The organism is Geomonas oryzisoli (assembly GCF_018986915.1).
GTDB lineage: Bacteria > Desulfobacterota > Desulfuromonadia > Geobacterales > Geobacteraceae > Geomonas > Geomonas oryzisoli.
Genome location: NZ_CP076723.1, coordinates 1090854 through 1115803 on the forward strand (window position 1 = coordinate 1090854; position 24950 = coordinate 1115803).

The 24950-nt window shown below is 64.4% G+C and carries 22 protein-coding genes; 20 read left to right on the plus strand and 2 right to left on the minus strand.

Annotated elements, in window-relative coordinates:
• Positions 1–421 precede the first annotated feature (421 nt).
• From KP004_RS04830 to KP004_RS04855, 6 genes are all read left to right on the plus strand, one after another.
• Positions 422–889, plus strand: coding sequence for a pyridoxamine 5'-phosphate oxidase family protein (locus KP004_RS04830; protein WP_216801254.1), 468 nt, complete (start codon positions 422–424; stop codon positions 887–889).
• An 87-nt stretch (positions 890–976) separates the two neighbouring features.
• Positions 977–2062 carry a butyrate kinase gene (buk, locus tag KP004_RS04835; RefSeq protein ID WP_216801255.1) on the plus strand — a complete coding sequence of 362 codons (1086 nt, stop codon included), beginning with the start codon at positions 977–979 and terminating at the stop codon, positions 2060–2062.
• Complete coding sequence (locus tag KP004_RS04840) at positions 2046–3536, plus strand: phosphate acyltransferase (protein WP_216801256.1); 1491 nt, start codon at positions 2046–2048, stop codon at positions 3534–3536. The genes buk and KP004_RS04840 overlap by 17 nt, the downstream gene beginning before the upstream one ends.
• A 116-nt stretch (positions 3537–3652) precedes the next feature.
• The gene (locus KP004_RS04845) at positions 3653–4414 is read left to right on the plus strand and encodes a glycerophosphodiester phosphodiesterase (protein WP_216801257.1); all 762 of its coding nucleotides are present in this window, start codon (positions 3653–3655) and stop codon (positions 4412–4414) included.
• Positions 4411–6591 (plus strand): alpha/beta fold hydrolase, encoded by a 2181-nt coding sequence (locus KP004_RS04850; RefSeq protein ID WP_216801258.1) that lies wholly within the window; start codon positions 4411–4413, stop codon positions 6589–6591. The genes KP004_RS04845 and KP004_RS04850 overlap by 4 nt, the downstream gene beginning before the upstream one ends.
• A gap of 39 nt (positions 6592–6630) precedes the next feature.
• Complete coding sequence (locus KP004_RS04855) at positions 6631–7287, plus strand: HAD family hydrolase (RefSeq protein WP_216801259.1); 657 nt, start codon at positions 6631–6633, stop codon at positions 7285–7287.
• Here KP004_RS04855 and KP004_RS04860 read toward each other — a convergent pair.
• A complete protein-coding gene (locus KP004_RS04860) occupies positions 7236–7673 on the minus strand; it encodes a GSU0071 family protein (RefSeq protein ID WP_216801260.1) in 438 nt (145 codons plus the stop codon). The two genes, KP004_RS04855 and KP004_RS04860, sit on opposite strands and share 52 nt — an antisense overlap.
• A 307-nt stretch (positions 7674–7980) precedes the next feature.
• Here KP004_RS04860 and rsgA point away from each other — a divergent pair, with 307 nt between their 5' ends.
• Together rsgA and KP004_RS04870 are read left to right on the plus strand one after the other, a co-directional pair.
• Complete coding sequence (gene rsgA / locus KP004_RS04865) at positions 7981–8901, plus strand: ribosome small subunit-dependent GTPase A (RefSeq protein WP_216801261.1); 921 nt, start codon at positions 7981–7983, stop codon at positions 8899–8901.
• Positions 8902–8919: 18 nt separating this feature from the next.
• A complete protein-coding gene (locus KP004_RS04870) occupies positions 8920–9642 on the plus strand; it encodes a spermidine synthase (protein WP_216801262.1) in 723 nt (240 codons plus the stop codon).
• Between the two features lie 89 nt (positions 9643–9731).
• On the opposite strand, the gene KP004_RS04875 is transcribed toward KP004_RS04870, so the two are convergent.
• Positions 9732–10013 (minus strand): hydrogenase maturation nickel metallochaperone HypA, encoded by a 282-nt coding sequence (locus tag KP004_RS04875; protein ID WP_216801263.1) that lies wholly within the window; start codon positions 10011–10013, stop codon positions 9732–9734.
• Between the two features lie 228 nt (positions 10014–10241).
• Here KP004_RS04875 and KP004_RS04880 point away from each other — a divergent pair, with 228 nt between their 5' ends.
• From KP004_RS04880 to hypF, 12 genes are all read left to right on the plus strand, one after another.
• Entirely contained in the window at positions 10242–12080 is a 1839-nt protein-coding gene (locus tag KP004_RS04880) for an MEDS domain-containing protein (RefSeq protein ID WP_216801264.1), read from the plus strand.
• Positions 12081–12108: 28 nt separating this feature from the next.
• Positions 12109–13479 carry a sigma-54-dependent transcriptional regulator gene (locus tag KP004_RS04885; protein WP_216801265.1) on the plus strand — a complete coding sequence of 457 codons (1371 nt, stop codon included), beginning with the start codon at positions 12109–12111 and terminating at the stop codon, positions 13477–13479.
• 353 nt (positions 13480–13832) lie between these two features.
• Positions 13833–14753: a sensor histidine kinase gene (locus tag KP004_RS04890; RefSeq protein WP_216801266.1), complete on the plus strand. Its 921-nt coding sequence runs from the start codon at positions 13833–13835 to the stop codon at positions 14751–14753.
• Positions 14754–14817: 64 nt separating this feature from the next.
• A complete protein-coding gene (hypA, locus tag KP004_RS04895) occupies positions 14818–15150 on the plus strand; it encodes a hydrogenase maturation nickel metallochaperone HypA (RefSeq protein WP_216801267.1) in 333 nt (110 codons plus the stop codon).
• 266 nt (positions 15151–15416) lie between these two features.
• Positions 15417–16526 carry a hydrogenase small subunit gene (locus KP004_RS04900; protein ID WP_216801268.1) on the plus strand — a complete coding sequence of 370 codons (1110 nt, stop codon included), beginning with the start codon at positions 15417–15419 and terminating at the stop codon, positions 16524–16526.
• Positions 16510–17436, plus strand: coding sequence for a hydrogenase 2 operon protein HybA (gene hybA, locus KP004_RS04905; RefSeq protein ID WP_216801269.1), 927 nt, complete (start codon positions 16510–16512; stop codon positions 17434–17436). The genes KP004_RS04900 and hybA overlap by 17 nt, the downstream gene beginning before the upstream one ends.
• Entirely contained in the window at positions 17436–18773 is a 1338-nt protein-coding gene (gene hybB, locus KP004_RS04910) for a Ni/Fe-hydrogenase cytochrome b subunit (protein ID WP_216801270.1), read from the plus strand. Before hybA ends, hybB begins: the two co-directional genes overlap by 1 nt.
• 34 nt (positions 18774–18807) lie before the next feature.
• Positions 18808–20487, plus strand: a complete 1680-nt coding sequence (locus tag KP004_RS04915; protein WP_216801271.1) for a nickel-dependent hydrogenase large subunit — start codon at positions 18808–18810, stop codon at positions 20485–20487.
• Positions 20488–20799: 312 nt separating this feature from the next.
• Positions 20800–21285 carry a HyaD/HybD family hydrogenase maturation endopeptidase gene (locus KP004_RS04920; RefSeq protein ID WP_216801272.1) on the plus strand — a complete coding sequence of 162 codons (486 nt, stop codon included), beginning with the start codon at positions 20800–20802 and terminating at the stop codon, positions 21283–21285.
• Between the two features lie 269 nt (positions 21286–21554).
• Positions 21555–21728, plus strand: a complete 174-nt coding sequence (locus KP004_RS04925; RefSeq protein ID WP_199389137.1) for a twin-arginine translocase TatA/TatE family subunit — start codon at positions 21555–21557, stop codon at positions 21726–21728.
• Between the two features lie 15 nt (positions 21729–21743).
• Positions 21744–22613, plus strand: a complete 870-nt coding sequence (gene hypB, locus KP004_RS04930) for a hydrogenase nickel incorporation protein HypB (protein ID WP_216801273.1) — start codon at positions 21744–21746, stop codon at positions 22611–22613.
• Positions 22614–22634: 21 nt separating this feature from the next.
• On the plus strand, positions 22635–24908 hold the full coding sequence (gene hypF / locus KP004_RS04935; protein WP_216801274.1) for a carbamoyltransferase HypF: 2274 nt from the start codon (positions 22635–22637) through the stop codon (positions 24906–24908).
• Positions 24909–24950 lie beyond the last annotated feature (42 nt).

Below are 24950 nucleotides of genomic sequence, written 5' to 3' on the forward strand. Positions count from 1 at the left end.
GTTGCCGCACTCCGGCTTTGCGGGACCCTGGTCCCCGAGGCGGTATCAGCACCTTCCGTCCTTGCCGATGTCGAGCACGAACGATTCATGGTCTTGGGTACAAAAGGTGCCGGAGTGTCCTCATTGTCTCGACAGTCATGGGACTCCTCCTGTCTGTGAAGATGCTGTCATCGTGTAAAGGAAGAGAGGAATGTGTCAGAGACGGGCCGGTTGGTTTGTTTATCGATATATATCGGCGACATTTGTAAGGAATTAAGAGAAAACTCGCATGAAGCAGTGGGAGACTTCGACGCGTCAGTGTCCAAAAGGCCTAGACTTTGTCGGGCAATGCGGGCATTATTGTCGCCGTTGTTACTTGATATAACTGAAGTTATTGACCTGCGGTTACGAATGGGGTTACACAGAGATACGGGAGGAGCATATGGACGACACGATGAGAAGAAAGGACCGTCAGCTCTCGGCACAGGTAGCCAACGAGATCCTCGAGAAGGGAAGCGTCTGCCAGCTGGCAATGGCGGCACAGGGTGAGCCCTACCTGGTGACCCTCAATTACGGCTACCGCGACTCGACCATGTACTTCCACTGTGCCAGGGCAGGCAGGAAGCTGGAGGTGATCGAGCAGAACAACCGGGTCTGCTTCACCGTGGTCGAGCACGGCCCGGTGCTGCCGGCGGAGAAGCCTTGCGACTTCACCATGAAATTCCGCAGCGTGGTCGGGTTCGGCACCGCGCGGGTGATCGACGGCTACCGGGACAAGTGCGAGGCGCTCGGTATAATCATGGCTCAGTACGCTCCCGGTGAGACCTTCCAGTTCCCGGAGGGGACCCTGGCAGCAACGACGGTGTTCGCCGTCGACATCTCCTCCATGGCAGCCAAGAGCAACCTTTGACCGTCACCAATAACTTTGACCGCCATAGCAACCACTGACCACTGACCCCCAAGAGCAACCACTGATAGCTCAACAAGTGAGGTCCCCATGAACATCCTGGCCATCGATCCCGGTTCCACGTCGACCAAGGTAGGGGTGCAGCGCGCGGGGAAGCTGGTCAAGGCGACCATCGAGCACCCCCGCTGCGACATCGAGAGCTTCCACGCCGTGATGGAACAGCTGGACTACCGGATGGAGCACCTGGTGCGCTACCTGCGCGAGACCGGCGCCGAACAGCTGCACTGGGACGCGGTGGTCGGGCGGGGCGGCCTGGTCCGCCCGGTGCCCAGCGGCGTCTACCTCGTGGAGGATCACCTCCTTGCGGACCTCATGCGGGGAGTGAACGGCGAGCACGCGGCGAACCTGGGCGGTGTCATGGCCCACGCGGTTGCGACCCGCCAGGGGGTACCGGCCTACGTGGTGGACCCGCCGGTGATCGACGAGATGTGGCCGGTGGCCCGCATCTCCGGCATGGCGGGCATCGAGCGGCGCAGCATGTTCCACGCCCTGAACCAGAAGGCGGTGGCGCGCGATGTGGCGCGGGAATTGGGCAAGCCGTACCAGGAGCTGAACCTTATCGTGGCGCATCTCGGCGGCGGCATCACCGTGGGGGCGCACCGCTTGGGGCTCGTGGTGGACGTGAACAACGGCCTCAACGGTGACGGCCCCTTCTCGCCGGAGCGGACCGGCGGGCTGCCGGTGATCGGCGTGTTGCAGCTCGTGGAGCAGGGGGCCTTCACCACCGAGCAGTTGAAGAGCATCGTGGCGCGCAAGGGGGGCGTCTTCTCCTACCTCGGCACCGTCGACCTGCGCGAGGCGGAGGAAAGCGCGCAGCAGGGGGACCGCTGGGCGGCCCTGGTGCTGGAGGCCATGGTGTACCAGATCGCCAAGGAGATCGGCGCCTTGGCCGCCGCCCTTTCCGGGGAGGTCGACGGCATCGTCCTCACCGGCGGGCTTGCCTTCAGCCGGACCGTGGTGGCGGGGGTGCGGCAGCGGGTTGCCTTCATCGCGCCGCTGTTCGTGCGGCCGGGGGAGTTCGAGATCGAAGCGCTGGTCGAGGGGGCTTGCAGGGTCCTCTCCGGCGCCGAACAGGCGCGGCGCTACCCGGGAGGAGCCGATGAAGATCGGGCCTAATCTGAGGGCGGTGGTCGCCGCCAGGGGCGTGCCGATGGACGAGGTGCGCGAGGCGCTGGGGTGGGACCGGGAGACCCTGGACCGGGTGCTGGCGGACCGGCTTTCCCCGGGCATCTCGGAACTGTTGCGGCTCGCCACCTTCCTGGGAGTCGGCATCTCGCAGCTTTTGGGGGGCGACCAGGAGTCGCGGCAGCGCGCGGTGAAGACCGGCAAGGACGAGCGGATCGGCGTGGACCGCCGTAACGCCCTGCACTACGAGAGCCTGGCGCAGTCCTTCGCCGGACGGCATCTTGAGCCTTTCGTGGTGGATCTGTACCGCGCCCCGGAAACGGAGCCGGACCTGAGCCGGCATCCCGGCGAGGAGTTCCTGTTCGTCCTCTCCGGGGAACTGCAGGTCACCGTGGACGGCGAGCCCTTTCACCTGGAGGCGGGCGATTCCCTCTACTTCGACTCGCTTTTGCCGCACGTGCTGGTCTCCCTCAGTGAACACACCCGGCTCATGGCGGTGCTCTACAAGGGCGAGTCCATGCTGCAGCTCACCAAGGGGCACGGCATGAAGAGCCTCATCGAGGCGGCGAGACTCGCCCCGCGCCAGAAGGTGGTGCTGGTCTGCCCGGACCCCGGTTCGCTCAAGGCGGTGAACAAGGGGATCGAGGAGGGGATCCTGGAGGCTGCCTTCCTGGTGGGGGATCCGGACCGGGTGCGGCACTCCTGCGCCGATCTGTTGATCTTCGAGAAGCAGTACCGCTTCGTCCCGGTCGGCGCCGGTGACGACCACGAGCGGGAGGCGGCGCGCATCGGCGTGGAGCTGGTGGCCTCCGGGCAGGGGGATCTCCTCATGAAGGGGGGGATCAACACCGCCGTCCTGATGAAGGCGGTCCTCGCCAAGGAGACCGGGATCGGTACCGGCAGACGGCTCTCCAACGTGAGCATCTTCGAGCTTCCCGGCGTGGAACGGCTCATCTTCCTGACCGACCCCGCCATCAACCCCGAGCTCTTCGCGCACCAGGAGGCCGCCTCGGCCATCGACATCATCGAGAACGCCATCGAGGTGGCGCGCGCCCTCGGTGTCGAGCGTCCCAAGGTGGCGCTTTTGGAAGCGAACGAGGTCCCTTCCGCCAACATACCGACCACGCTATTGGAGCAGGAGCTTTCCCGGCGCAACTTCCCGCAGGCGGACGTCTACGGTCCGCTCTCCTACGACCTGGCGCTCTACCCCGACTCGGTCCGCAAGAAGGGGCTGACCGGCAACCCGGTGGCGGGACAGGCCGACATCATCGTGGTGCCCCACATCTCGGGAGGCAATTTCCTCTACAAGAGCTGGGTCTTCACCATGGGGGCGGAGGTCGCCAACGTGGTTTTGGGCGCCCGGGCCCCCATCATCCTCACCTCCCGAAGCGACAGCGAGCTCACCAAGTTCCTCACCATCTGCGCCAGCTCCCTCTACGGCCACTACCTGCGCCGGCAGGAGTGAAACCCGCGCGGCAGGTCCGGACCGGGCAGGGAAGCGGATCGTCCCTTTGCCGTTTGCTTTCCCGGCTGCAGCCGGGTATGCTAATGAACGCTTGATCACTCTGACGCGAGGAAAGCATGCCCAGCACCCCGCTCATCATCGGCCACCGCGGCGCCTCCCGTGACGCTCCCGAAAACACACTCGCCTCCTTCCGGCTCGCCTTCGCCCAGGGGGCGGACGGCCTCGAGGCCGATTTCCGGCTCACCCGGGACGGCCGCGTCGTCTGCCTGCACGACGCCGGCACCTTGCGCACCGCCGGGGAGAACCTGGAGGTGGCCGGGGCGACCCTGGCCCAGCTGCAGCGCCTGGACGCAGGGCGCTGGAAGGGAGAGCAGTGGCGGGGCGAGCGCATCCCGACGCTCTCCCAGGTGCTCGAGCTGCTGCCGGCCGGCAAGAGGCTCTTCATCGAGCTCAAGTGCGGGGCCGAGATCATCGACCCCTTGAGCGCGGAGCTGGCCCGCGCCGCCGTCCCGGCCGACCGCATCCGTTTCCTCGCCTTCGACCACCTGCTGGTGGCAGCACTCAAACAACGCCTCCCCGACCATCGCGCCTGCTGGCTGTGCGACTACCGCTGGCGCGGCGGCTGGCACCCCTCGGCCGGGGAGGTGCTCTCCCGGCTCGCAGAAATCGGCGCCGACGGCCTCGCCAGCCGTGACCGTGCCATACTGGACGCTTCGCTGGTAGTGCAGCTGCGGCAACGGGGGCTGGAAATCCACGTCTGGACCGTCGATTCCGCGAAGGACGCCCGCAGGCTCTGCGGCCTCGGCGTCGACTCCATCATGACCAACCGCCCGGGATGGCTGCGCCGCGCCCTGGACCTGCCGCAGGAGAGAGCATGAACCGCAAGGCATACCTCGCCACCGGCCGCATGATCGCGATGCTGCAGGGGTTCTCCAAGCTCAGGGTGAACGTCCACGGCAAGGAGCACATCCCCGAAGGTCCCGTCGTGTTCGTGGTGAACCATTTCACCCGCATCGAGACGGTGCTGCTCCCCTACCACATCTACCGCCTGACCAGGATCCCGGTCTGGTCCCTGGCCGACGCCTCCCTGTTCGCGGGTCCGCTGGGGCGCTTTCTGGACCTGATGGGGGCGGTCTCCACCAGGAACCCGGACCGCGACCGCGTCATCGTCAAGACCCTGCTCACCGGCGAGGCCAGCTGGATCGTCTTCCCCGAGGGGAGGATGGTGAAGGACAAGGAGCTGTTCAGAAAGCGCCTGCTGCTTCCCTCCAGCGGGGTGCGTCCCCGCTCCGGCGCCGCGACGGTCGCGCTGCGCACCGAGTTCTACCGCCAGAGGATGCTGCGGCTGCAGGGGGTGGCCCCGGAAGAGGTGGCGAGGCTCCAGGGGATGTTCCAGATCCCCGACCTCGGGCCGCTCAAGAAGGGGAAGTGTCACATCGTCCCGGTGAACATCACCTACTACCCGCTGCGCGCCCGGGAGAACGCGCTCAGCAGGCTCACCGAGCTCTTCCTGGGGGAGGCCCCGCAGCACCTGAAGGAGGAGATCCTCACCGAGGGGAGCATGCTCCTCTCCGGGGTGGACATCGACATACGCTTCGGCAGCCCCATCGACCCCTCCTCCTACCTCATGAGCAGGGATGTCGAGGCCGACATCGTCTCCACCGCGAGTTACGGCTTCGACGACCGGCTCCCGTCGCTCTCCGAGATGAAGCATGCGGCGAACCGCCTCATGCAGCGCTACATGAGCAGCATCTACAGCCTCACCACGGTGAACCACGACCATCTCTTCGCCTCACTGCTGCGGGCCTTTCCCTTCAAGTCGATCGATGAGGACGACTTCCGGCGCAGGGTGTTCCTGCTGACCAAGGTCTGCCTGCGGGATACCACCTGCCGACTGCACCAAAGCCTCAGCACCGACCAGGTGTCGCTTTTGACCGACGACCGCTACCACAAGTACCGCGAGTTCCGGGAGCTGGCGCTGGAGAAGGGGGTGGTGGTGCAAAAAGAGGGCGAACTGGTGAAGGACCGGGCCAAGTTCTCCGCCCCGTTCGAGATGCAGCGCGCCCGGATCGACAACCCCATCGGCGTCATCGCCAACGAGGTGCTCCCCCTGACCCAACTGCAGCGCGAGGTGCACCTGACGGCGTGGCTGCCGGTCTGGCTGGTGCGCAAGAAGGTGGCGCAGATCCTGGAAACCCAGGCCCTCGAGGAATTCGACGCGGACTACCGGAAGTACTACCGAGAGGGGGAAAGCAAGGAGAGCGAGGTGGGGATGCCCGTGCTCCTGAAGGGGAGCTCGCGCAGGCTCGGCGTGGTGTTGGTGCACGGCCTCCTCTCGGTCCCGGCCCAGATGCTGGAGCTCGCCCGCTACCTGCAAAAAAAGGGGCTCTGGGTCTACCTGGTGCGCCTGAAAGGGCACGGCACCTCGCCGGAGGACCTGGCCCTGAGAAACGGCAGCGACTGGGTGCAGTCGGTGGATCTGGGCTACGCCCTCATGAAGGCCCAGTGCGACCGGGTCGTGATCGGCGGCTTCTCCTTCGGCGGCGGGGTGGCGCTCGACTGCGCCAGCCGCGTCGGGGATGCGGCGGCGGTGTTCGCCGTCTGTCCGCCGCAGCGGCTATTGGACATCTCCTCGCGTTTCGCGCCGGCGGTCACGGTCTGGAACCGGGTCATGGACGTCTTCAGCTACCAGTGGGCCAAGAAGGAGTTCGTCGAGAGCGTCCCGGAGCGCCCGGAGCTCAACTACTCCAGGATACCGGTCAGCGCCCTGCGGGCCATGGAGCGCTTCATGAGCGAACTGGAGCCCAAGCTCGCCGGGATCCGGACCCCGGTCCTGGTGCTGCAGTCCGAGGGGGATCCGGTGGTCGATCCGCGCGGCTCGCAGCGGCTCTTCGAGATGCTGGGGAGCGAGCACAAGAGCTACCGGAGGTTCCCGCTCAAGCGGCACGGCATCCTGGCCGGCGCCGGGTCCGAGGAGGTGCATGCCGCGGTGGGTGCCTTTCTCGACACCATGCTCGGCACGGGAGGCGTCGGCAACGCCCCGGCGCAGGGGTAGCGGCTTTCCAGAATTGTCGGGATCTGCTACAAGGGTGATATGGGAAACGACAACTGGCAGGGGATATTGCAGAAGCAGCACTGGGTCTTCGACCTGGACGGCACCCTCACCGTGGCCATCCACGACTTCGTCCACATCAGGAGCGTGCTGGGGGTCCCGCAGGGGAGCGACATCCTGGGGCACCTGGCCGCTCTACCGGAAGCGGAGGGACACCAGGCCCGGGCGCTGTTGCAGTCGATCGAGGAAGAGCTGGCGGGGCGCACGGAACCGGCCGAGGGGGCGCTGGAGCTGGTGCAGTTGCTGCACGAGCGCGGCACCCGGATCGGGGTCCTCACCCGCAACACCAGGGAGAACGCGCTCACCACGCTGTCGCGTATCGGGCTCATGAGTTTCATCGGGGAGGGGGACGTGCTGGGGCGGGACGACGCCCGGGCCAAGCCCGACCCGGACGGGATCCACAAACTCGCGTGCCGCTGGGGAGTCTCCCCCGCGGCACTGGTGATGGTTGGTGATTATGCCTTCGATCTTGAGACCGGTCGCGCGGCCGGCGCCGGCACCGTTCACGTCGACCCTGCCCGCGCCTTCCGCTGGCCCGAGCTCACCGACCTCGCGGTGGGGAGCCTGGCCGAACTGGCGCGGGCGCTTCAGGCCAGCGTCTCCAGCTCGTGGTCGGCTATCTGCACGATCTCGTCGTAGATGGCCAGCATGACGTGCATGTCGCACCACTTCCTGGTCATGGCGTGGATCAGGTAGCCGCCGTTCACCAGGGTGCCGGAAAGAAGCGCGATCCCCAGCAGCCTCTGCTCCTCGACCGACAGCAGGAAACACGCGTAGACCGCGATGTTCACCATGGAAAAGAGCCATGCCACCTCCGGCCCCTTGAACGGGTTGAGCATCACCTTGGTGAGGTCCATGTAGTAGCGGGTGAGCCCACGCACCCTGCGCATGCACTCGATGATCCCTTCGCTTTGTTCCTTCAGATACAGGCTGGCAAGGAAATGGGTGCTGGCTTTCTCTTTCCCCTTCGACATCCTTTCTTTCACGTACATATCGATTGCTTCGTCGACTGTCTCTTTACTCATAGCCGCCACCTTTGGACGCCCGGTAGTGATGTTCCTGCGTCCGATCGGATCTCTATGTGAGGGGCGCTGACTCGCCCTTCGGATCAAGTAGTGAAAAGGGGCTCTGGCACCGGCGGATCCCGGTACTTGCATAAGGCAAACTATGGTGCAAAACAACTCCGGTGTCAACCGGTGTCACCGCATGCATCTGTCCCATTTATCGGCGCAAATTTGCTTTAGTTGACAACTTTTCGCTCCTGCCGTACTCTCGGAGCCTGTCTGGAAGCGAACCGGGGTGCAACTCACTGAAACTTCGACCTGGAGGGGTATGGGGAACAAAAAACAGCAGGGCAACGACACCGCCGAGAACGGCCTGATCGTCTCCCATTTCGGGGTGGCGGTCGAGGTGCTCTTCGAGACGGGCGAGCGCCGCATGGTGAAGGTGAAGCGCAACTCCGGGCACGTGGTCGGCGACCAGGTCACGGTGGTCGGCGAGGTGCTGCACCGGCGTGCCAGGAGGACCGAGCTGAGCCGGCGCGACGCCCGGGGGGGCATCCACCTGGTCGCCGCCAACCTCGACGTGCTCGGCGTGGTGCTCGCTCCCGGCACCCCCTCCGGGTTCCTGGACCGCGCCGTCGTTGCCGCCCGCGCGGCCGGGCTGTCCCCCTTCGTCGTCCTCAACAAGTGCGACCTTCCCGAGTCCGAAGAGCTGGGTGCAATGATCGGCTCGGTCTACGGCGCCATCCTCCCCCTGTTCACCCTGAGCGCGGTCACCGGAGCGGGGATCGAGCCGCTGCGGGACTTCCTGCGCCAGGGGCACCGGGGCGCCTTCGTCGGCACCACCGGGGTGGGGAAGAGCTCCCTGATGAACGCGCTCTGCCCCGAGCTCAACCTGAAGGTGGGGGAACTCTCCGACTACAACTGGACCGGCAGGCACACCACCACCGTCTCGTCCCTGCACGCCCTTCCCGGCGGCGGCGAACTGGTCGATACCCCGGGCTTTCGCGACTTCGGGCTGGTGGACATCACCGTTTCCGAGCTGGCCGCCTGGTTCCCCGGCTTCGAAGCGCTTAAGGACCATCGTTGCCGCTTCAACGACTGCCGGCATCGGCGGGAGCCGGGCTGCGCGGTGCGCGACGAGGTCGGCTCGGGGGGGATCAGCGAGGAACGCTACCAGACCTACCTGGTGCTTTTGGGCGAGGTCGAGGCCCTGGAAGAGGCGGCGCAGCGCCGCAACTGGAAGAAATAGAGAGTACAGAGGAGATACATGGCCGTACCCTGGAAAGTATTGCAGAGCGTGACTACCGGCGACGGGGTCCTGGAACTGAGGCAGCGCGGCGAGCGCGACTTCCTGATCACCGTGAACGGCTTGGTGCTGATGAACAGTTCGCTGCACCGGTCGGAGGTGGCATTGGGGGAGGTGGCCTGCGGCCATCTCAAGCACGAGGCGGCGCCGCGGGTGCTGGTGGGGGGGCTGGGCATGGCAATCACCCTGCGGGCGGTGCTGGACCAGCTGCCTGAGACGGCCGGCGTGGTGGTGGCGGAGCTGAACCCGGTGGTGCTGCAGTGGTGCCGTGGGCCGCTGGCGCCCTTGACCGGCGGGGCGGCCGACGATCCCCGCGTCGCGGTGGAGATCGCCAACGTGGCCGACGTGATCAGGAGAAGCGCCATGAACAACAACCGCTTCGACGCCATCGTGCTCGATCTCTACACCGGGCCGCATGCCAGGACGGACAAGATCATGGACCCGCTCTACGGCGAGATCGCCATCGAGCTGAGCAAGGGGGCCCTGAAGCCGGGCGGCGTCTTCGCCGTCTGGGGTGAGAATTACGACCAGGGCTTCGACAAGCGCCTGCGCCAGGCCGGCTTCACGGTTACCTGCGACCGTCCCGGCCGGGGGGGGCTGCGCCACGTGGTGTACCTGGCCCGCCTGGAGTCCCGTCCGCAGGCCGGCGTCGAGCGGCGTCACAAGCGCTCGCCGCGACGCTAGCCTTTAGGCGCGCGAAGCGCGCCAACTTCACCAGAATAAAAAGAGGGGGGCGAACCCGGTTCGCCCCCCTCTTTACGTATCGCCTCGACTCAGGCGGCGGCGCCGAAATCCGCGCCCGCGTACTGCACCGCCGCGGGGTCGTTCGCCCTCGGGGGTGACACCGCGTGCACGCCCCCGCAGGAGGGGCATCCCTGCACGAAGGTTTGCAGCACGAACTCCCTGCCGCATTCCTGGCAGCGCACCTCGAGCGCATTGGGAAGCGGCGAACAGGCCACCCTCCCGCCGTGAGCCGCCAGCACAAACTCGACCAGTTCCCTCCCCGTAGCGTAGGGGCCACCCCTTCTGGAGCTATCCGAACCGCAATCGCACATCTTTCCTCCCTTGTTCCTTATGTTCCATTTGGTTCACCAGCGTGACGCAGGCTAGCACGGCGCCGATCTGCCATGCCTTGACCTCGGTCAAAAAACCGCGCTTGCCAGACAATTTCCGGCCACAACTGATGCTAAATTCGCCCCTCGTATTATTGCAATGGCGTCCGCTTCCAGTATATTGTGTTGGTGTTTTTTAATGTCTGTCCGCGCGCGAGGAGATCACCCCAGATGGAAGACGAGAAACGCAACGTGGAAATAGCAGACATCGGCGTCGTCAACAGCCACGATCACCTCTGCCTTATGTACCAGGACGAGTCGGAGGTGCTGAACCTGGTGCTTCCCTTCATCCAGAAGGGGGTGGCGATCGGGGAGCGTTGCGTCTGTCTCCATGGCGCCGAGCAGAAGCTGGAGCGGCTGCTGCACAACGTGGTCGAGGTGCAGAAACAGGATTCGGGCGCGCTGGTTCTGTTGCCGGTGAAGCAGACCTGGCTCAGGGGAGGGACGTTCAAGCCGGATCGGGTGATGGAGCTGATGCGCAACATCTGCGCCGGTGCCGCCGCCGAGGGGTTCAGCGGAACCCGGATCATCTGCGACATGGGGTGGGCCGTGAAGGACGACAAGTCGCTGGAGCTTTTGTACCGGTTCGAGCGCGACCTGACCGCCTTTGCCGCACAGCAGGAGACCGCGCTTCTGTGCCTGTACGACCGGCGGCTGTTCACCCCGGAACTGCTCATCGAGGTGGCGCGCATCCATCCCGGGCTGGTCACCGGCGGCAGGGTGTGCGACAACGCGCTTTTCATCCCGCCCGGGCTGCAACACCGCAAGAAGGCCGCGGTATGCGAACTGGACGTATTCCTGGCCGCATCGCAGCGTATGGCGATGGTGGAGGCGGAAAGCGAGCGGCTCAAGCAGGAGCTCGAGCAGGCCTACGCTGCCCTGGCGCGCAAGATCTACGAAAACTGGCAGGAAGAGGACACCTTGCGGGCCAGCGAACAGGAGATCCACGAGAAGGACGAGGCGCTCCTCGCCAACCGGCGCCGCCTGCAGACCATCCTGCAGCACCTCCCGGTCATCATGATGGCCTTCGACAACGGCGATCGCCTGGCCGCCTGCAACCACGAGTTCGAGCGGGTGACCGGCTACCGTGGCGAGGAGGTGATGGGGAAGCCGATGCTTGAGCTTTTGCAGGTCGAGGGGGCGCTGCGCGAGGACGTGGTGGCGGCACACCCGCCGCAGGGGGGGGATTACCGGGGACGGGAATGGACCCTCCGCGTAAAGGAGGGCTCGCCCAAGCTCATCTCCTGGTCCAACCTGTCGCGCTACATACCGATCACGGGGTGGGTCAACTGGATCGTCGGCCTGGATGTGACCCCGCGGGTGCAGGCGGAGAACGGGCTCCGGGTGCTCAAGGTGGAACTGGACGCCCGCACCGCGGAGCTGGAGGCGATCGGACAGGCCGTGTCCCACGACCTGGGGGCGCGACTGGCACGGATCAGCGCCGATTGCGACCGGTTGCAACTGCTCGACCGCGCCCGGCTCGACCGTACCTGCCGCGTGCTTTTGGAGAGCATCGACACCGGAGCACGGGAGCTCACCGGGGCGGTCGCCGCTCTCGAGCGCATGACGGCTCTGACCGCGGCCGAGCTGCAGCCGGTGGAGGTGGACCTGAGCGCCATGGCCTCGGAGATCGCGGCCCAGCTCAGCGGCCGTGCCCAGCGTCCGGTCGACTTCCGGATCGAGGACGGCGTCACGGTCACCGGGGACAAGGAGATGCTGCGTCTGGCCATGGAGCAGCTGTTGCAGAACGCCTGGCACTGCACCATCGGCGTCAGGCACCCGGTGATCAAGTTCGGTACCGCGCAGGTCGAGGGGGAGCGCAGCTGCTACGTGAGCGACAACGGCCCAAGGCTCGGTGCCGCCCCGAGCGAGGCGATCGGCGGCGCCGCGGAAGCGAGCTGCCGCGGCATAGGTTTGGCGACGGTACAGCGGATCATCAACCTGCATCGGGGGCGGATTTGGAGCGCGGAGCAGGCAGGAAAGGGGGGAACCCTCTACTTCCAGGTCTAGCGACGCCTAACAGGCAGAGAGGCCGGTCATGAAAAGCAACGAAGCGACGCCGCTGCCGGTAGTGGTGGTGGACGACGACCAGGACATGCTGCAGATCTACCGGGCCCTATTGCAGGGGCACGGGGTGGGACCGGTGCTGACCTTCGACGAGGGGGAGGCGCTGGTGCCTTACCTGCGCCGCAACGAGGCGGCCCTGGTGGTCCTGGACCTCGCGCTGCCCACGGTGACGGGTAGCGACCTCTTGCCCCGCCTGGTCGAGGAATTTCCGCATCTGCCGGTACTGATCATCACCGGCATGGCAGAGGTGGGACAGGCGGTTTCCTGCATGCGCGCCGGGGCCTGCGATTACCTGCTGAAGCCTATCGACAACGCGCTGTTCCTCGCCGCCATCGACCGGGCCCTCGGGCTCTCCGAGGACGAGAGCCGGTTGCGCCGCAGGCGCATGCCCTTCCCCGACATCGTCACCGAAAACCCGCAGATGCTGAGGCTTATGAAGAGGGCCCAGGCGGTGTCCCACAGCGGGCAGCCGGTGCTGATCACCGGGGAAACCGGCGTCGGCAAGGAGCTCTTTGCGGAGGCGGTACATCGCTGCTCGGGCAATAAAGGGGAGCTGGTGACGGTGAACGTGGCGGGGCTGGACGACGCCGTTTTCTCCGACACCCTGTTCGGCCACCGCAAGGGGGCCTTCACCAGCGCCCAGGATCACCGCGAGGGGCTGATCAGGAAGGCGGCGGGGGGGACCCTGTTCCTGGACGAGATCGGCGACCTGCGCGAGGGGGCCCAGGTGAAGCTGTTGCGGCTGATCCAGGAGCACGAGTACCTGCCGCTGGGCTCGGACGTGGCGGCGAAGACCGACGCCGGCATCGTGGTAGCCACCAACCGGGACCTGAAGCAGCTGCTGGAGCAGGGAAAGCTGCGCGAGGACCTTTATTACCGGCTGAGCTGTCACCGGCTCCACATCCCCCCGCTCAGGGAGAGACCGGGTGACATCCCCCTGCTGCTGGAGCATTTCGTCACGGTCGCGTCCCGGCAGATGGGGAAAAAACGCCCCTGGTACCCCGCCGAGCTGCCGCGGCTGTTGCAGCAGTACCACTTCCCGGGCAACGTGCGCGAGCTGCAGGCCATGGTGTACGATGCGGTTGCTTTGCACGAGAAGGGGCCTCTTTCCCTGGCGGCCTTCCGCTCCAACATGGGGATCCCCTCGGGGAGGGGGCTGACCGTGGAGGGGCACGAGATGGTCACCGTCATCTTCAACGGTTTTCCCAGCATAAAGGAGGCGCAGTCGCACCTGATCAGTGAGGCGTTGCGGATGTCCAACGGCAATCAGGGCGAGGCCGCGAGTCTGCTGGGGATCTCCAGGCAAGCCCTCAACAACCGGCTCAGGAGGAGGTCGGCCTGAACCGCCTGCAACGGAAGTTGCACCTGCCACAAACGTTGCCTACCCTGCGACCCGCCCTCAGCAAGGCCCTGGCGCCATCAGCCACGAACAGCATAAACCTTTGTTGCCGGACCCGGCGCCACGCCGAGGCCACGGGTCCGGGTAAGTGGCCGAAACGACACGGGCGGTAAGAAAGGCCGGTGTGGGCACGGTTGCTGCTGAAGTACCAGGATGGACCCGCCGCGACGGCGGGAAAACGATGTTCACAGCGTAACGGGGACGTCCGGTCGGGGAAGCGGGGTGTGAGCTTCCAGGTGCACCGGGCGGGACGTCCGGCGACGCCCCCGCGGGGGCAGGTCAACAGGGGGTGCCCCATGACCGATGCGTACAAGGCGAAGAGGAACAACGGGGAGGGCCGGTATTTGGCTATAGACAAGGAAATAGCGTCCAGCATGCTGAACGCGTCGTACGCGGTCGATCTCAAGTCGGCGGTGCATAACTCGCTGGAGACGATACGCAACATGCTCCTGGAGCGACCCAACAACGAGGAAATCAGCCTGCTGACCCAGCAGGTGGAACGCCTGCTCACCGAGCAGACCGAGCGTCTGGAGTCCATCAACCGGGACCTCGAGGCTTTCAACTACTCGGTGGCCCACGACCTGTGCGCGCCGCTGCGGCGCATCTGCGGCTTCACACGCGCCCTTCAGGAGCAGTATGCCGGCAGGCTCGACCTGGAAGGGATGGATTACCTGGAGCGGATCTTCAAGTCCAGTCAGCACATGAACGAGTTGATCGAGGCGCTGTTGCAGCTCTCCCAACTCTCCTACCTCAGCCTGAAACGTGAGGTGGTCGATCTCTCCGAGATCGTCAGCGACACCGCGGCTGATTTCACGCAAAGCTCTCCCGACCGGAAGGTCGAGTTCGCCATCCAGCCTCGGATCCGCACCTTCGGCGACCATAACCTGCTAGAGATCGCCATGAAGAACCTGTTGAGGAACGCCTGGAAGTTCACCCAGATGCGGGAGGTGACCCGCATCGAGTTCGGGGCCCGGGAGAGCGCATCGGACAAGACCTGTTTCGTCAAGGACAACGGCATCGGCTTCGACATGGCCAACTCCGAGCGGATGTTCCATGCCTTCCAGCGCCTGCACAGCTCCAGCGAATTCCCGGGCAACGGCATCGGCCTCACCACGGTGCAGCGCATCATCAACCGCCACGGCGGGCGCATCTGGGCCGAAGGGGAGGTGGACAAGGGAGCCACCTTCTTCTTCACCCTGCAGTCCTGCATCACCTGAAAAGCCCCTTTTGCTGCGCTGCCCGATCTGCTATCATCCCTCCACATTAAAATCGGAGGCGGGCATGCACGAGATGAGCATAACCCAGAGCGTGGTGGAGATCTGCGAGGGACACGCTGCGGGGCGCAAGGTGGTGGAGGTGGTTCTCGAGATCGGTGAGCTTTCCGGGGTGGTGCCCGAGAGCGTGGAGTTCTGCTTCGAGGCCTGCACCAAGGGAACCCTGCTCGAGGGGGCGAAGCTCACCATCGAGGAGGTGCCGGGGCGCGGCAGTTGTCCCGCCTGTCACGGCGAGTTCCCGCTGCAAAGCCTCTTTTCCCCCTGCCCGGGATGCGGCGCCTTCGGCCTCGCCATAGTTTCGGGCGAGGAGCTGAGGGTGAAGGAGCTGGAGTTGGCCTGACCGGGGGGGCACCGGGGACTGGCTTCGCAGGTGCCTGTCCCCTTGCTCGTGTCCCCTTTTTTCTCCCTTTGGGACAAAATGATACAAAGTCGGGACAGAAGTACCCAACAAAATGAAGCAAACAAAGGCGCCGTGCGGAGAGCTTCCGCGGGCGCCATTTTTATTGCTCAAGGATTTCAATGTATTACATTTTGAAATTTTGTTTACTGGATTGGCACGGGTGTTGCCGTATACGGGCGGTTTGATTTATCTCGAGGAGGCTTGTTATGAAAGAAGAGATGTTTTGCGAAGGGGTCACCCGCAGGAGTTTCATGAAGGCCTGTGTCACCGCCACCGCGATGATGGGGCTGCCCTTCGCCATGCATACGCAGGTGGCCGAGGCCGTTGAGAAAAACGGCAACCCTGCGGTGATCTGGCTCCACTTCCAGGAGTGCACCGGCTGTTCGGAGTCGCTTTTGCGCTCGTCGCACCCGACCATTTCCACGCTGATCCTGGACATGATCTCGCTGGACTATCACGAGACCCTGATGGTCGGCGCCGGTCACCAGGCCGAGCAGGCGCTGCACGATTCCATGAAGGCTAACCACGGCAAGTACATCCTCGTGGTCGAGGGTGCCATCCCGACCAAGCAGAACGGCATCTTCTGCAAGGTGTCCGGCAGGACCGCACTCGAGTCGCTGCAGCACGCGGCCGAAGGCGCCGCCGCCATCATCAGCATCGGCACCTGCGCCTCCTACGGCGGCATCCAGTCCGTCTCCCCGAACCCGACTGGCGCGGTCGGCGTGAAGGACATCATCAAGGACAAGCCGATCATCAACATCCCCGGCTGCCCGCCCAACCCCTACAACTTCCTTTCCACCGTGCTGTACTACCTGACCTTCAAGAAGGTGCCCGAGCTCGATGCGCTGGGCCGTCCGAAGTTCGCCTACGGCAGGAAGATCCACGAGCACTGCGAGCGTCGTCCGCACTTCGATGCCGGCCGCTTCGCCAAGGCCTACGGCGATCCGACCCACGCCCAGGGATACTGCCTGTACAAACTGGGCTGCAAGGGCCCCGCGACCAACGCCAACTGCTCCGTGCAGCGCTTCAACGACGTCGGCGCCTGGCCGGTATCCGTCGGTCACCCCTGCATCGGCTGCACCGAGCCGGACATCCTCTTCAAGACCGCCATCGCCGAGAAGGTGCAGATCCACGAGCCGACCCCGTTCGACAGCTACGCTCCGGTCGATCTGAAGGAAAAAGGGAAGGGTCCGGACCCGCTGACCACCGGCTTCGTCGGTCTGGCGGCAGGTGCGGCGCTTGGCGCCGGCGCAATGCTCGCCAAGAAGCTTCCGGGCGGTGAGGCGCAGGAGGATGCCCATGAAAAAGACAAGTAGACGCGATTTCCTGAAGCTCGCCGGCGCCACCGGCGCGGGGCTTCTGGCCTGCGGCGCGGGTAACGCCCTGGCCAACGAGGGACTCCAGGTCAACAACGACGAGCTCGGCATGCTCTATGACGCCACCAAGTGCGTTGGCTGCAAGGCGTGCATGTCCGCCTGCAAGAGGGTCAACTCCGACTACGGCTCACTCTCCTACGAGAAGGCGAAGTTCGACGAGGACGGCCTGTGGGATGCCCCGAGCGACCTCTCCGGCTCGACCCGTACCCTCATCAAGCTCTTCAAGGAGAGCGAGAAGCGCTGGAGCTACGTGAAGTACTCCTGCATGCACTGCCAGAAGCCCTCCTGCGTTTCGGTCTGCCCGGTTTCGGCCATGACCAAGGAGAAGGTCTCCGGCATCGTCGACTACAACAAGAACACCTGCATCGGCTGCCGCTACTGCCAGATCGCGTGCCCCTACAACATCCCGAAGTTCCAGTGGGAGAAGGCGGTACCGCAGATCGTCAAGTGCGACCTGTGCAAGGCGACCAACCTGCGCGAGAAGGGGATCACGGCCTGCGCCGAGACCTGCCCGGCGGGCGCCATCAAGTTCGGCAAGAGGAAGGACCTGCTGGAGGAAGCGCACCAGCGCCTGAAGGATGCTCCGGACAAGTACGTGGCCCACGTCTACGGCGAGCACGAAGGGGGCGGCACCAACCACCTCTACCTGGCCTCCATGCCGTTCAACAAGCTCGGTCTCCCCGAGATCAAGCCGGAAGCTCCGGCCGAGTTCTCCGAGAAGATCCAGCACACCATCTACAAGGGTTTCATCGCCCCGGTGGCCCTGTACAGCACCCTCTGCTTCATCGCGGTGAAGAACATGAAGAAACACCAGGGGCACGACGACGATCACCAGAAGGGGGGTAAGTAATGGGTCACAGCGAAGAATATAAAAAGCTGGAAGGTAAGATCTTTACCAAATCCTTCTTCATCCTCCTCTCCGTCGTGCTGCTCGGCTTCTACTTCGTGGGCGTGCGCTACGTGAAAGGGATCGGCGCCGTCTCCAACATGAGCGACGGCTACCCCTGGGGTATCTGGATCACCTACGACGTCGCCACCGGCACAGCCATCGCCTGCGGCGGCTACGCGGTCGCCATCCTGGTTTACATCCGTAACAGGATGCAATACCACCCGATGATCCGTTCCGCGATCCTCACCTCCATGTTCGGCTACGGCCTGGCCGGCTTCTCGGTCATGGTCGACCTGGGCCGTCCCTGGAACGCCTATAACTTTTTCATCCCGAGCAAGTGGCAGGCTAACTCCGCCATGTTCGAAGTCGCGCTCTGCGTCATGGCTTACTCCACGGTCCTCATCCTGGAGTTCCTCCCGGCGATCCTGACCTCGATCGAGAAGAGCAAGTGGGACCGCATGAACGCGATCCGCAACTGGCTGCACCCGAAGATCGCTCCGGACAAGAAGACCATGGAAGACAAGCTGGAGATGGTGCGCCTGGGCGCAGCCTGGCTCAACCCGCGCCTGAACAAGGTCCTCATTTTCTTCATCGTCCTGGGCATCACGCTGCCGACCATGCACCAGTCCTCGCTGGGGAGCCTGCTCCTCATCGCCTCGACCAAGCTGCATCCGCTCTGGCACACCGGCTTTTTGCCGCTGCTGTTCCTGCTGAACTGCGTCTTCATCGGCTACTCCATCGCCATCCTGGAGTCGATCATCTCGAGCTACTCCTTCAAGCGCCCCTTCGAGATCGAGGAACTCTCCGGCCTGGCCGGCCTGATCCCGTTCGTCACCGTGATCTGGCTCACCGTCGTCATCGGCGACCTGGCTCACAGAAACCAGATCTCCGCGGCGCTCAAGGGTGACTTCTACTCCGGCTGGTTCATGACGGAGTTCCTGCTGGTCGCCTGCGGCTCGCTGATCCTCTTCGTCAAGAAGGCCAGGAAGTCGGCACGCTGGCTCTTCATCTCCGCTTCCATGATCGTTCTGGGCGGCGCCCTGTACCGCTTCAACGTCTACCTGATCGGCTTCAACCCGGGCCAGGGGTGGAAGTACTTCCCCTCCTTCGCCGAAGTGATGATCACGGTCGGCATCGTGGCCCTCGAGATCCTTGGCTACAAGGTGTTCGTGGCACTGTTCCCGGTCCTCCCCAACATGGACCTGCACGGCGCACACAAGAAGAAGGGGCATGCCAAGAAGCACAAGGGAAGCGAGGCGGACAAGACCCTGCCGGCAGGCGAGGCGCACGCGCACTAACATTAATTAAGCAATTAGCCTTTGGAGGAAATAAATGTCTAGAATCACGCTTGATCCCATCACCCGAATCGAAGGACATCTGAGGATCGATGTCGAAGCAAACGGCGGCAAGGTCACCAACGCCTGGTCCTCCGCCCAGATGTGGCGCGGCATCGAGGTCATCCTCAAGGGGCGCGCCCCGGAGGACGCCTGGAGCTTCGTGCAGCGTTTCTGCGGCGTCTGCACCACCGTGCACGCCATCTCGTCCATCCGCGCCGTCGAGCACGCCCTCGACGTCGAGGTGCCGCTGAACGCGCAGTACATCCGTAACATCATGATCGCGCAGCACTCGGTGCAGGACCACATCGTCCACTTCTACCACCTCTCGGCTCTCGACTGGGTCGACATCGTCTCCGCGCTGAAGGCCGATCCCAAGAAGACCGCGCAGATCGCGCAGAGCATCTCCGACTGGCCGGGCAACTCTGAGAAGGAGTTCAAGGCGGTGCAGGACAAGCTGAAGGCGTTCGTGGCCGGCGGCAAGCTCGGCATCTTCGCAACCGGCTACTGGGGCCACCCGGCGATGAAACTCTCCCCGGAAGTGAACCTGATGGCGGTCGCCCACTACCTGAAGGCGCTCGACTACCAGAGGAAGGCATCCCAGGCCACCGCGATCCTCGGCGGCAAGAACCCGCACATCCAGAACCTCGTGGTCGGCGGCGTCGCCACCGCGATCAACACCGAGAACATCGCGACCCTCAACATGGAGCGCCTGATCTACCTCAGGACCCTCATGGAAGAGACCCGCGACTTCGTCCAGAAGGTCTACTACCCGGACCTCCTAGCCATCGCCGGCGCCTACAAGGACTGGTTCAAGTACGGCGCGGGCGTCACCAACTACATGGCGGTGCCGGAGTTCCCGGAAGACACCAAGAACACCAAGTTCATGCTTCCGGGCGGCGTCGTCATGGGCGGCAACATCGGCGGCATCAGGATGGTCAAGGATCACCGCGACGACTACCTGATCAAGAACATCAAGGAGAACGTCACCCACGCCTGGTACGAGGGTAACGGCACCCTGCATCCCTGGGACGGCGAGACCAAGCCGGACTACACCGACTTCAAAGAGAACGGCAAGTACTCCTGGTGCAAGGCTCCGACCCTCGACGGCAAGCCGGTCCAGGTCGGTCCGCCGGCCCAGATCATGGCCGCTTACGCCGCTGGCAACCCGAAGGTGAAGAAGCTCGTGGACGGCGCCGTATCCACCCTGGGCATCTCGCTCAAGGACATCCACTCCACCATGGGCCGTCTCTACTGCCGCGGCGCCCGCGCCCACGTCATGGCCGACCTGTCGCTGGAGAACCTGGACAAGCTGATCGCCAACATCGCGTCCGGCGACCAGACCTACGCCAACCACACCGTGATCCCGAAAGGCGAGTACAGGGGCGTCGGCTTCCACGAAGCGCCGCGCGGCACCCTGTCCCACTGGATCGTGATCAAGGACAAGAAGATCGAGAACTACCAGGCCGTCGTTCCCTCCACCTGGAACGCTGCGCCGAGGAACGACAAGGGCGAACTCGGTCCCTACGAGGCATCGCTGGTCGGCAACCCGATCGCGGACGCCAGCAAGCCGCTCGAGGTGCTGCGTACCGTCCACTCCTTCGACCCGTGCATCGCCTGCGCCGTTCACACCGTGGATCCGGAAGGCGCTGAGATCACCAAGGTGAAGGTGCTGTAGCCGTAACAACGAAAGGGGACTGGCACCTGACGGAGCCAGTCCCCCTCTGTAGAACGGGCAGGGGACTGGCTCCGCAAGGTGCCTGTCCCCCTCTCATAGCTGGTGGCCGGTAGTGAAAGACAGCGGTTAGAGATGGGTTGGGGGCTGCAAAGATTCGGCAAAACCGAATGGCTATAGGGGCGGACACCAGCGAAAAAAGCTTGTGCAGCCGCCGGTACTCGTTTAATTTATAGCCTGGTTTTGCTAGCCCCCAGTCCCTAGTCCCTAGCCCCTGGTTTTCCCCCCCGGCCTTTTCTTTTTTCTGGAGGTTACATGCAGGTCCTCATCTATGGCGCCGGCAACCTGATCCTTTCCGACGAGGGGTTCGGCGTCCATTTCGTCAGACATCTAGAGCAGCACTACCAGATCCCGGATAACGTCGAGCTCTACGACGGCGGCACCCTGGGCATCATGGTGCACTTCAAGTTCGAGGAGGCCGACAAGGTCATCCTGGTGGACGTGGTGCAGGCCAAGGGCGAGCCGGGTGACATCTTCCGCTACGAGCGCGAAGACATCATGCTGAAAAACATCCCGGTCAAGATGTCGCCGCACCAGATCGGGCTGCAGGAGATGCTCCTGATCTCCGAGATGCGCGACGCACCCAAGCCCGACCTCACCTTCTTCGGCATCGTCGCGAAGTCGCTCGATCCGGGGGACCAGCTCACCCCGCCGCTTCAGGCCGGGCTCGAGAAGGTGGCCGGGCTCGTGGTCGAAGAACTGGCCAAGGTCGGCGTGGAACTCAAAAAGAAAGCCGCTTAGCAACTATCTTTCGCTGGTAAAAGTCCCCCTTTGCGTAGGGGGATTTAGGGGGATTTGCTTTTGGTTGGGAATGGGCAAATCCCCCCCCGTCCCCCCTTCGCAAAGGGGGGAGCCTTGGTTCACGTGCACTACTTCATAGGTGACAGTTTTAACGCTGCCGGATGAACCTTTTCAACAGGGGGGAGCGACAGGTAGCGGAAGGTTGCGCTAATCCGGAAAGATAAGACGCCTGATCCGGTAAGCGGGTCGGCGTGTAAAAGGAGAACAATATGTTTGGATTTGGTTTGCCCGAGTTGATCATCGTAGCCGTCATCCTGCTGGTGGTGGCCGGTCCCAGCAAACTGCCGCAGTTCGGCCAGGCGCTGGGGAGCAGCATCAGGGGCTTCAAGAAAGCCATGAACGGCGACGACGTGGTCCAGATCAACGAGAAGAAGCAAGACTAGCCGGAGGTTTAAGCTATGTGTGTAGACTGCGGCTGCGGCCCGAATCACGACCACGACCATGATCATGACCACGACCATGATCATGACCACGACCATCACGGACACCACCATGGGCACCACCACGGTCACGACCACCATCACGGGCACGACCATGACCATGGCCATCAGCACGGAGAGGGGCATAAGCACCACCATCACCACGAGCATCCCGGCGAGGAGAAGCCAGCCAGGAAGGTGGTGATCGAGACCGACATCCTCGCCAAGAACAACAGGATGGCGTCAGGCAACCGTGCCCTGTTCCGCGAGAAGGGGTTCTTCGTGCTGAACCTGGTTTCCTCCCCCGGTTCGGGCAAGACCACGATCCTGGAGCGGACGCTGAAGGACCTGGCCGAGACCTGCCGCTGCGCGGTGGTCGAGGGTGACCAGCAGACCGACAACGACGCCATGCGCATCGCCGCGACCGGCGTACCGGTGAAGCAGGTCAACACCGGGGCGGGTTGCCATCTCGATGCGCACATGGTGCTGCACGCCACGGAGAGTTTCGACCTGGATAACCTGGACCTGCTCCTGATCGAGAACGTCGGCAACCTCGTTTGCCCCGCCTCCTTCGACCTGGGCGAGCACCACAAGGTGGTTGTTCTTAGCGTCACCGAGGGCGAAGACAAGCCGCTCAAGTACCCGCAGATGTTCCACGCCGCCGACATCATGCTGCTCAACAAGGTCGACCTGCTTCCCTATCTCGATTTCGACGTGGAGAAGTGCAAGGAAATGGCGCGCCGGGTCTCCCCGGGCATCCATATCCTCGAGGTCTCCAGCAAGACCGGCCAGGGGATGGACGAGTGGTACGCCTGGCTGAAAAAAGGGATGGAGCGGTCCAAGGCTTAGTCCGGACCTTTCGGTAACGAGATGACCTCACGCGAGCGCGCCAGCCTGGAGATCGACGGCATCGTGCAGGGGGTGGGTTTCCGCCCCTTCGTGTACCGTCTCGCCCTGCGTTTCGGGCTCTCCGGTTGGGTGCGCAACACCGGCAGCGGTGTGCAGATCGAGGCGGAAGGGGACGCGGGCGACCTGCTCGCCTTCTGCCACGCCCTGCGCGACGAGGCGCCCCCGCTGGCCGTGATCGGATCCTTCAGGATCGAGAATATTGCGCCTGCCGGTGGGGATGGATTCGTCATCCTGGACAGCGCCAAGGCGGGGAAGGGGGGCGAGATCTCCCCGGACTGCGAGGTCTGCGACGACTGCCTCGCCGAACTTTTCGACCCGAATAACCGCCGCTACCTCTACCCATTCATCAACTGCACCAACTGCGGCCCGCGCTATTCCATCATTACCGGCATCCCCTACGACCGCCCCGCCACCACCATGGCCGGCTTCGCCATGTGCGACGACTGTCTGGCCGAGTACCACGACCCGCTGAACCGCCGCTTCCACGCCCAGCCCAACGCCTGTCCGGTCTGCGGTCCGCGCCTGAACCTCGTCGATCGTGACGGTGCCGCCGTGGCCGGCGATCCGCTGGGAGAAGCGCTTGCCGCGCTCCGCGAGGGGCGGATTGTCGCGGTGAAAGGGGTGGGCGGATATCACCTGGCGGTCGACGCCTGCAGCGAGGCCGCCGTCGGCCTGCTGCGCCGGCGCAAGAAGCGGGACGAGAAGCCCTTCGCCATGCTGGCCGCCGACCTGGATGCCGTGCGACGTCACGTGCAGTGCTCGGACCTGGAAGGACGGCTTCTCGCCGGGGTTGAGCGTCCCATAGTTTTGATGCGGAAGCTGCCGCAGACGCCGATAGCGGAGTTGGTGGCCCCCGGCAACGGCTGGTTCGGCTTCATGCTCCCGGGAAACCCGCTGCAGCACCTCCTGGCGCGCAGCTTCGGCGGTCCCCTGGTGATGACCAGCGGCAACCTGTCCGATGAGCCGATCGCCTATCGTGACGACGAGGCGCTGCGGATGCTCTCGGGGATCGCCGACCTCTTCCTCACCAACGACCGCGAGATCCACACCCGGACCGACGATTCGGTGATCCGTCTGTACCGGGGCGAGCCGTTATTCCTGCGCCGTTCGCGCGGATACGTACCGCGGGCGCTGGCGCTGCCGGGCGAGCAGGTGAGCGTGCTGGCGCTGGGGGCGGAGTTGAAGGCGACCCTTTGCCTTACCCGCGGCGCACAGGGGTTCCTGAGCCAGCACATCGGCGATTTGAAGAACGCCGCTACCCTGGCCTCGCTGGAGGAGAGCGCGGCGCATCTGGAAAGGCTCCTGGAGATCAAGCCCACCGTGGTGGCGCACGATCTGCACCCGGACTATCTCTCCACGGTGTACGGGCAGGGCCTCGGTCTTCCCTGCGTCGCGGTTCAGCACCACCACGCCCACATGGCCTCATGCATGGCGGAGAATGCCTTGGACGGCGAGGTCATCGGGGTGATCCTCGACGGCACCGGCTACGGCACCGACGGCACCATCTGGGGCGGAGAATTCCTAGTCGGCGGCTACCAAGGCTTCGAACGGCGTGGCCATTTCGGGCAGTTGGCCATGCCCGGCGGCGACGCCGCAGTGAAGGAGCCGTACCGCATGGCGCTCTCGGCACTGTACCGGCTGCACGGCGCTGAGCTGTTCCGGCAGCCGCTGGCCGTCTGCGACCAGGTGCGGGAGGCTGACCGCCCGCTGTTTCTGAAGATGCTGGAGAAGGGGATCAACGCCCCGCTCACTTCGAGCTGCGGCAGGCTCTTCGACGCCGTATCCGCGTTACTCGGCGTGCGGCATCGGATCAGCTACGAGGGGCAGGCCGCCATCGAGCTGGAGGCGCTGGCGGAGACGGGCAGCGCTACGGAACCTTATCCCTATTTTCTGGCAGGGGGGGCGGGAGATGTGCTGGATTTCGGCCCGGCCGTTGTCGCCATCTGCGCCGACCTTGCCGCGGGCAGGAGCCGCGCCGACATTGCCCGGGCTTTCCACAAGACCGTTGCTGCCGGGCTCGTGGATCTCTGTGGGCGGATCAGAACGGCAACGGGGTTGGATCGGGTGATCCTGTCCGGAGGGGTGTTCCAGAACCGGTTGCTGACGGAGGACGTGGCGGAACAACTGGCGGCGGAGGAGTTTAGAGTTTATTGCCACCGGCTGGTGCCGCCCAATGATGGCGGTCTGGCCTTGGGGCAGGCAGTCATCGCCGGCAGAATTTTTCCGAGAAAGTAAATGCCCGAGGACTTTTCACGCTCCTCCCCCCGGAGGGGGGAG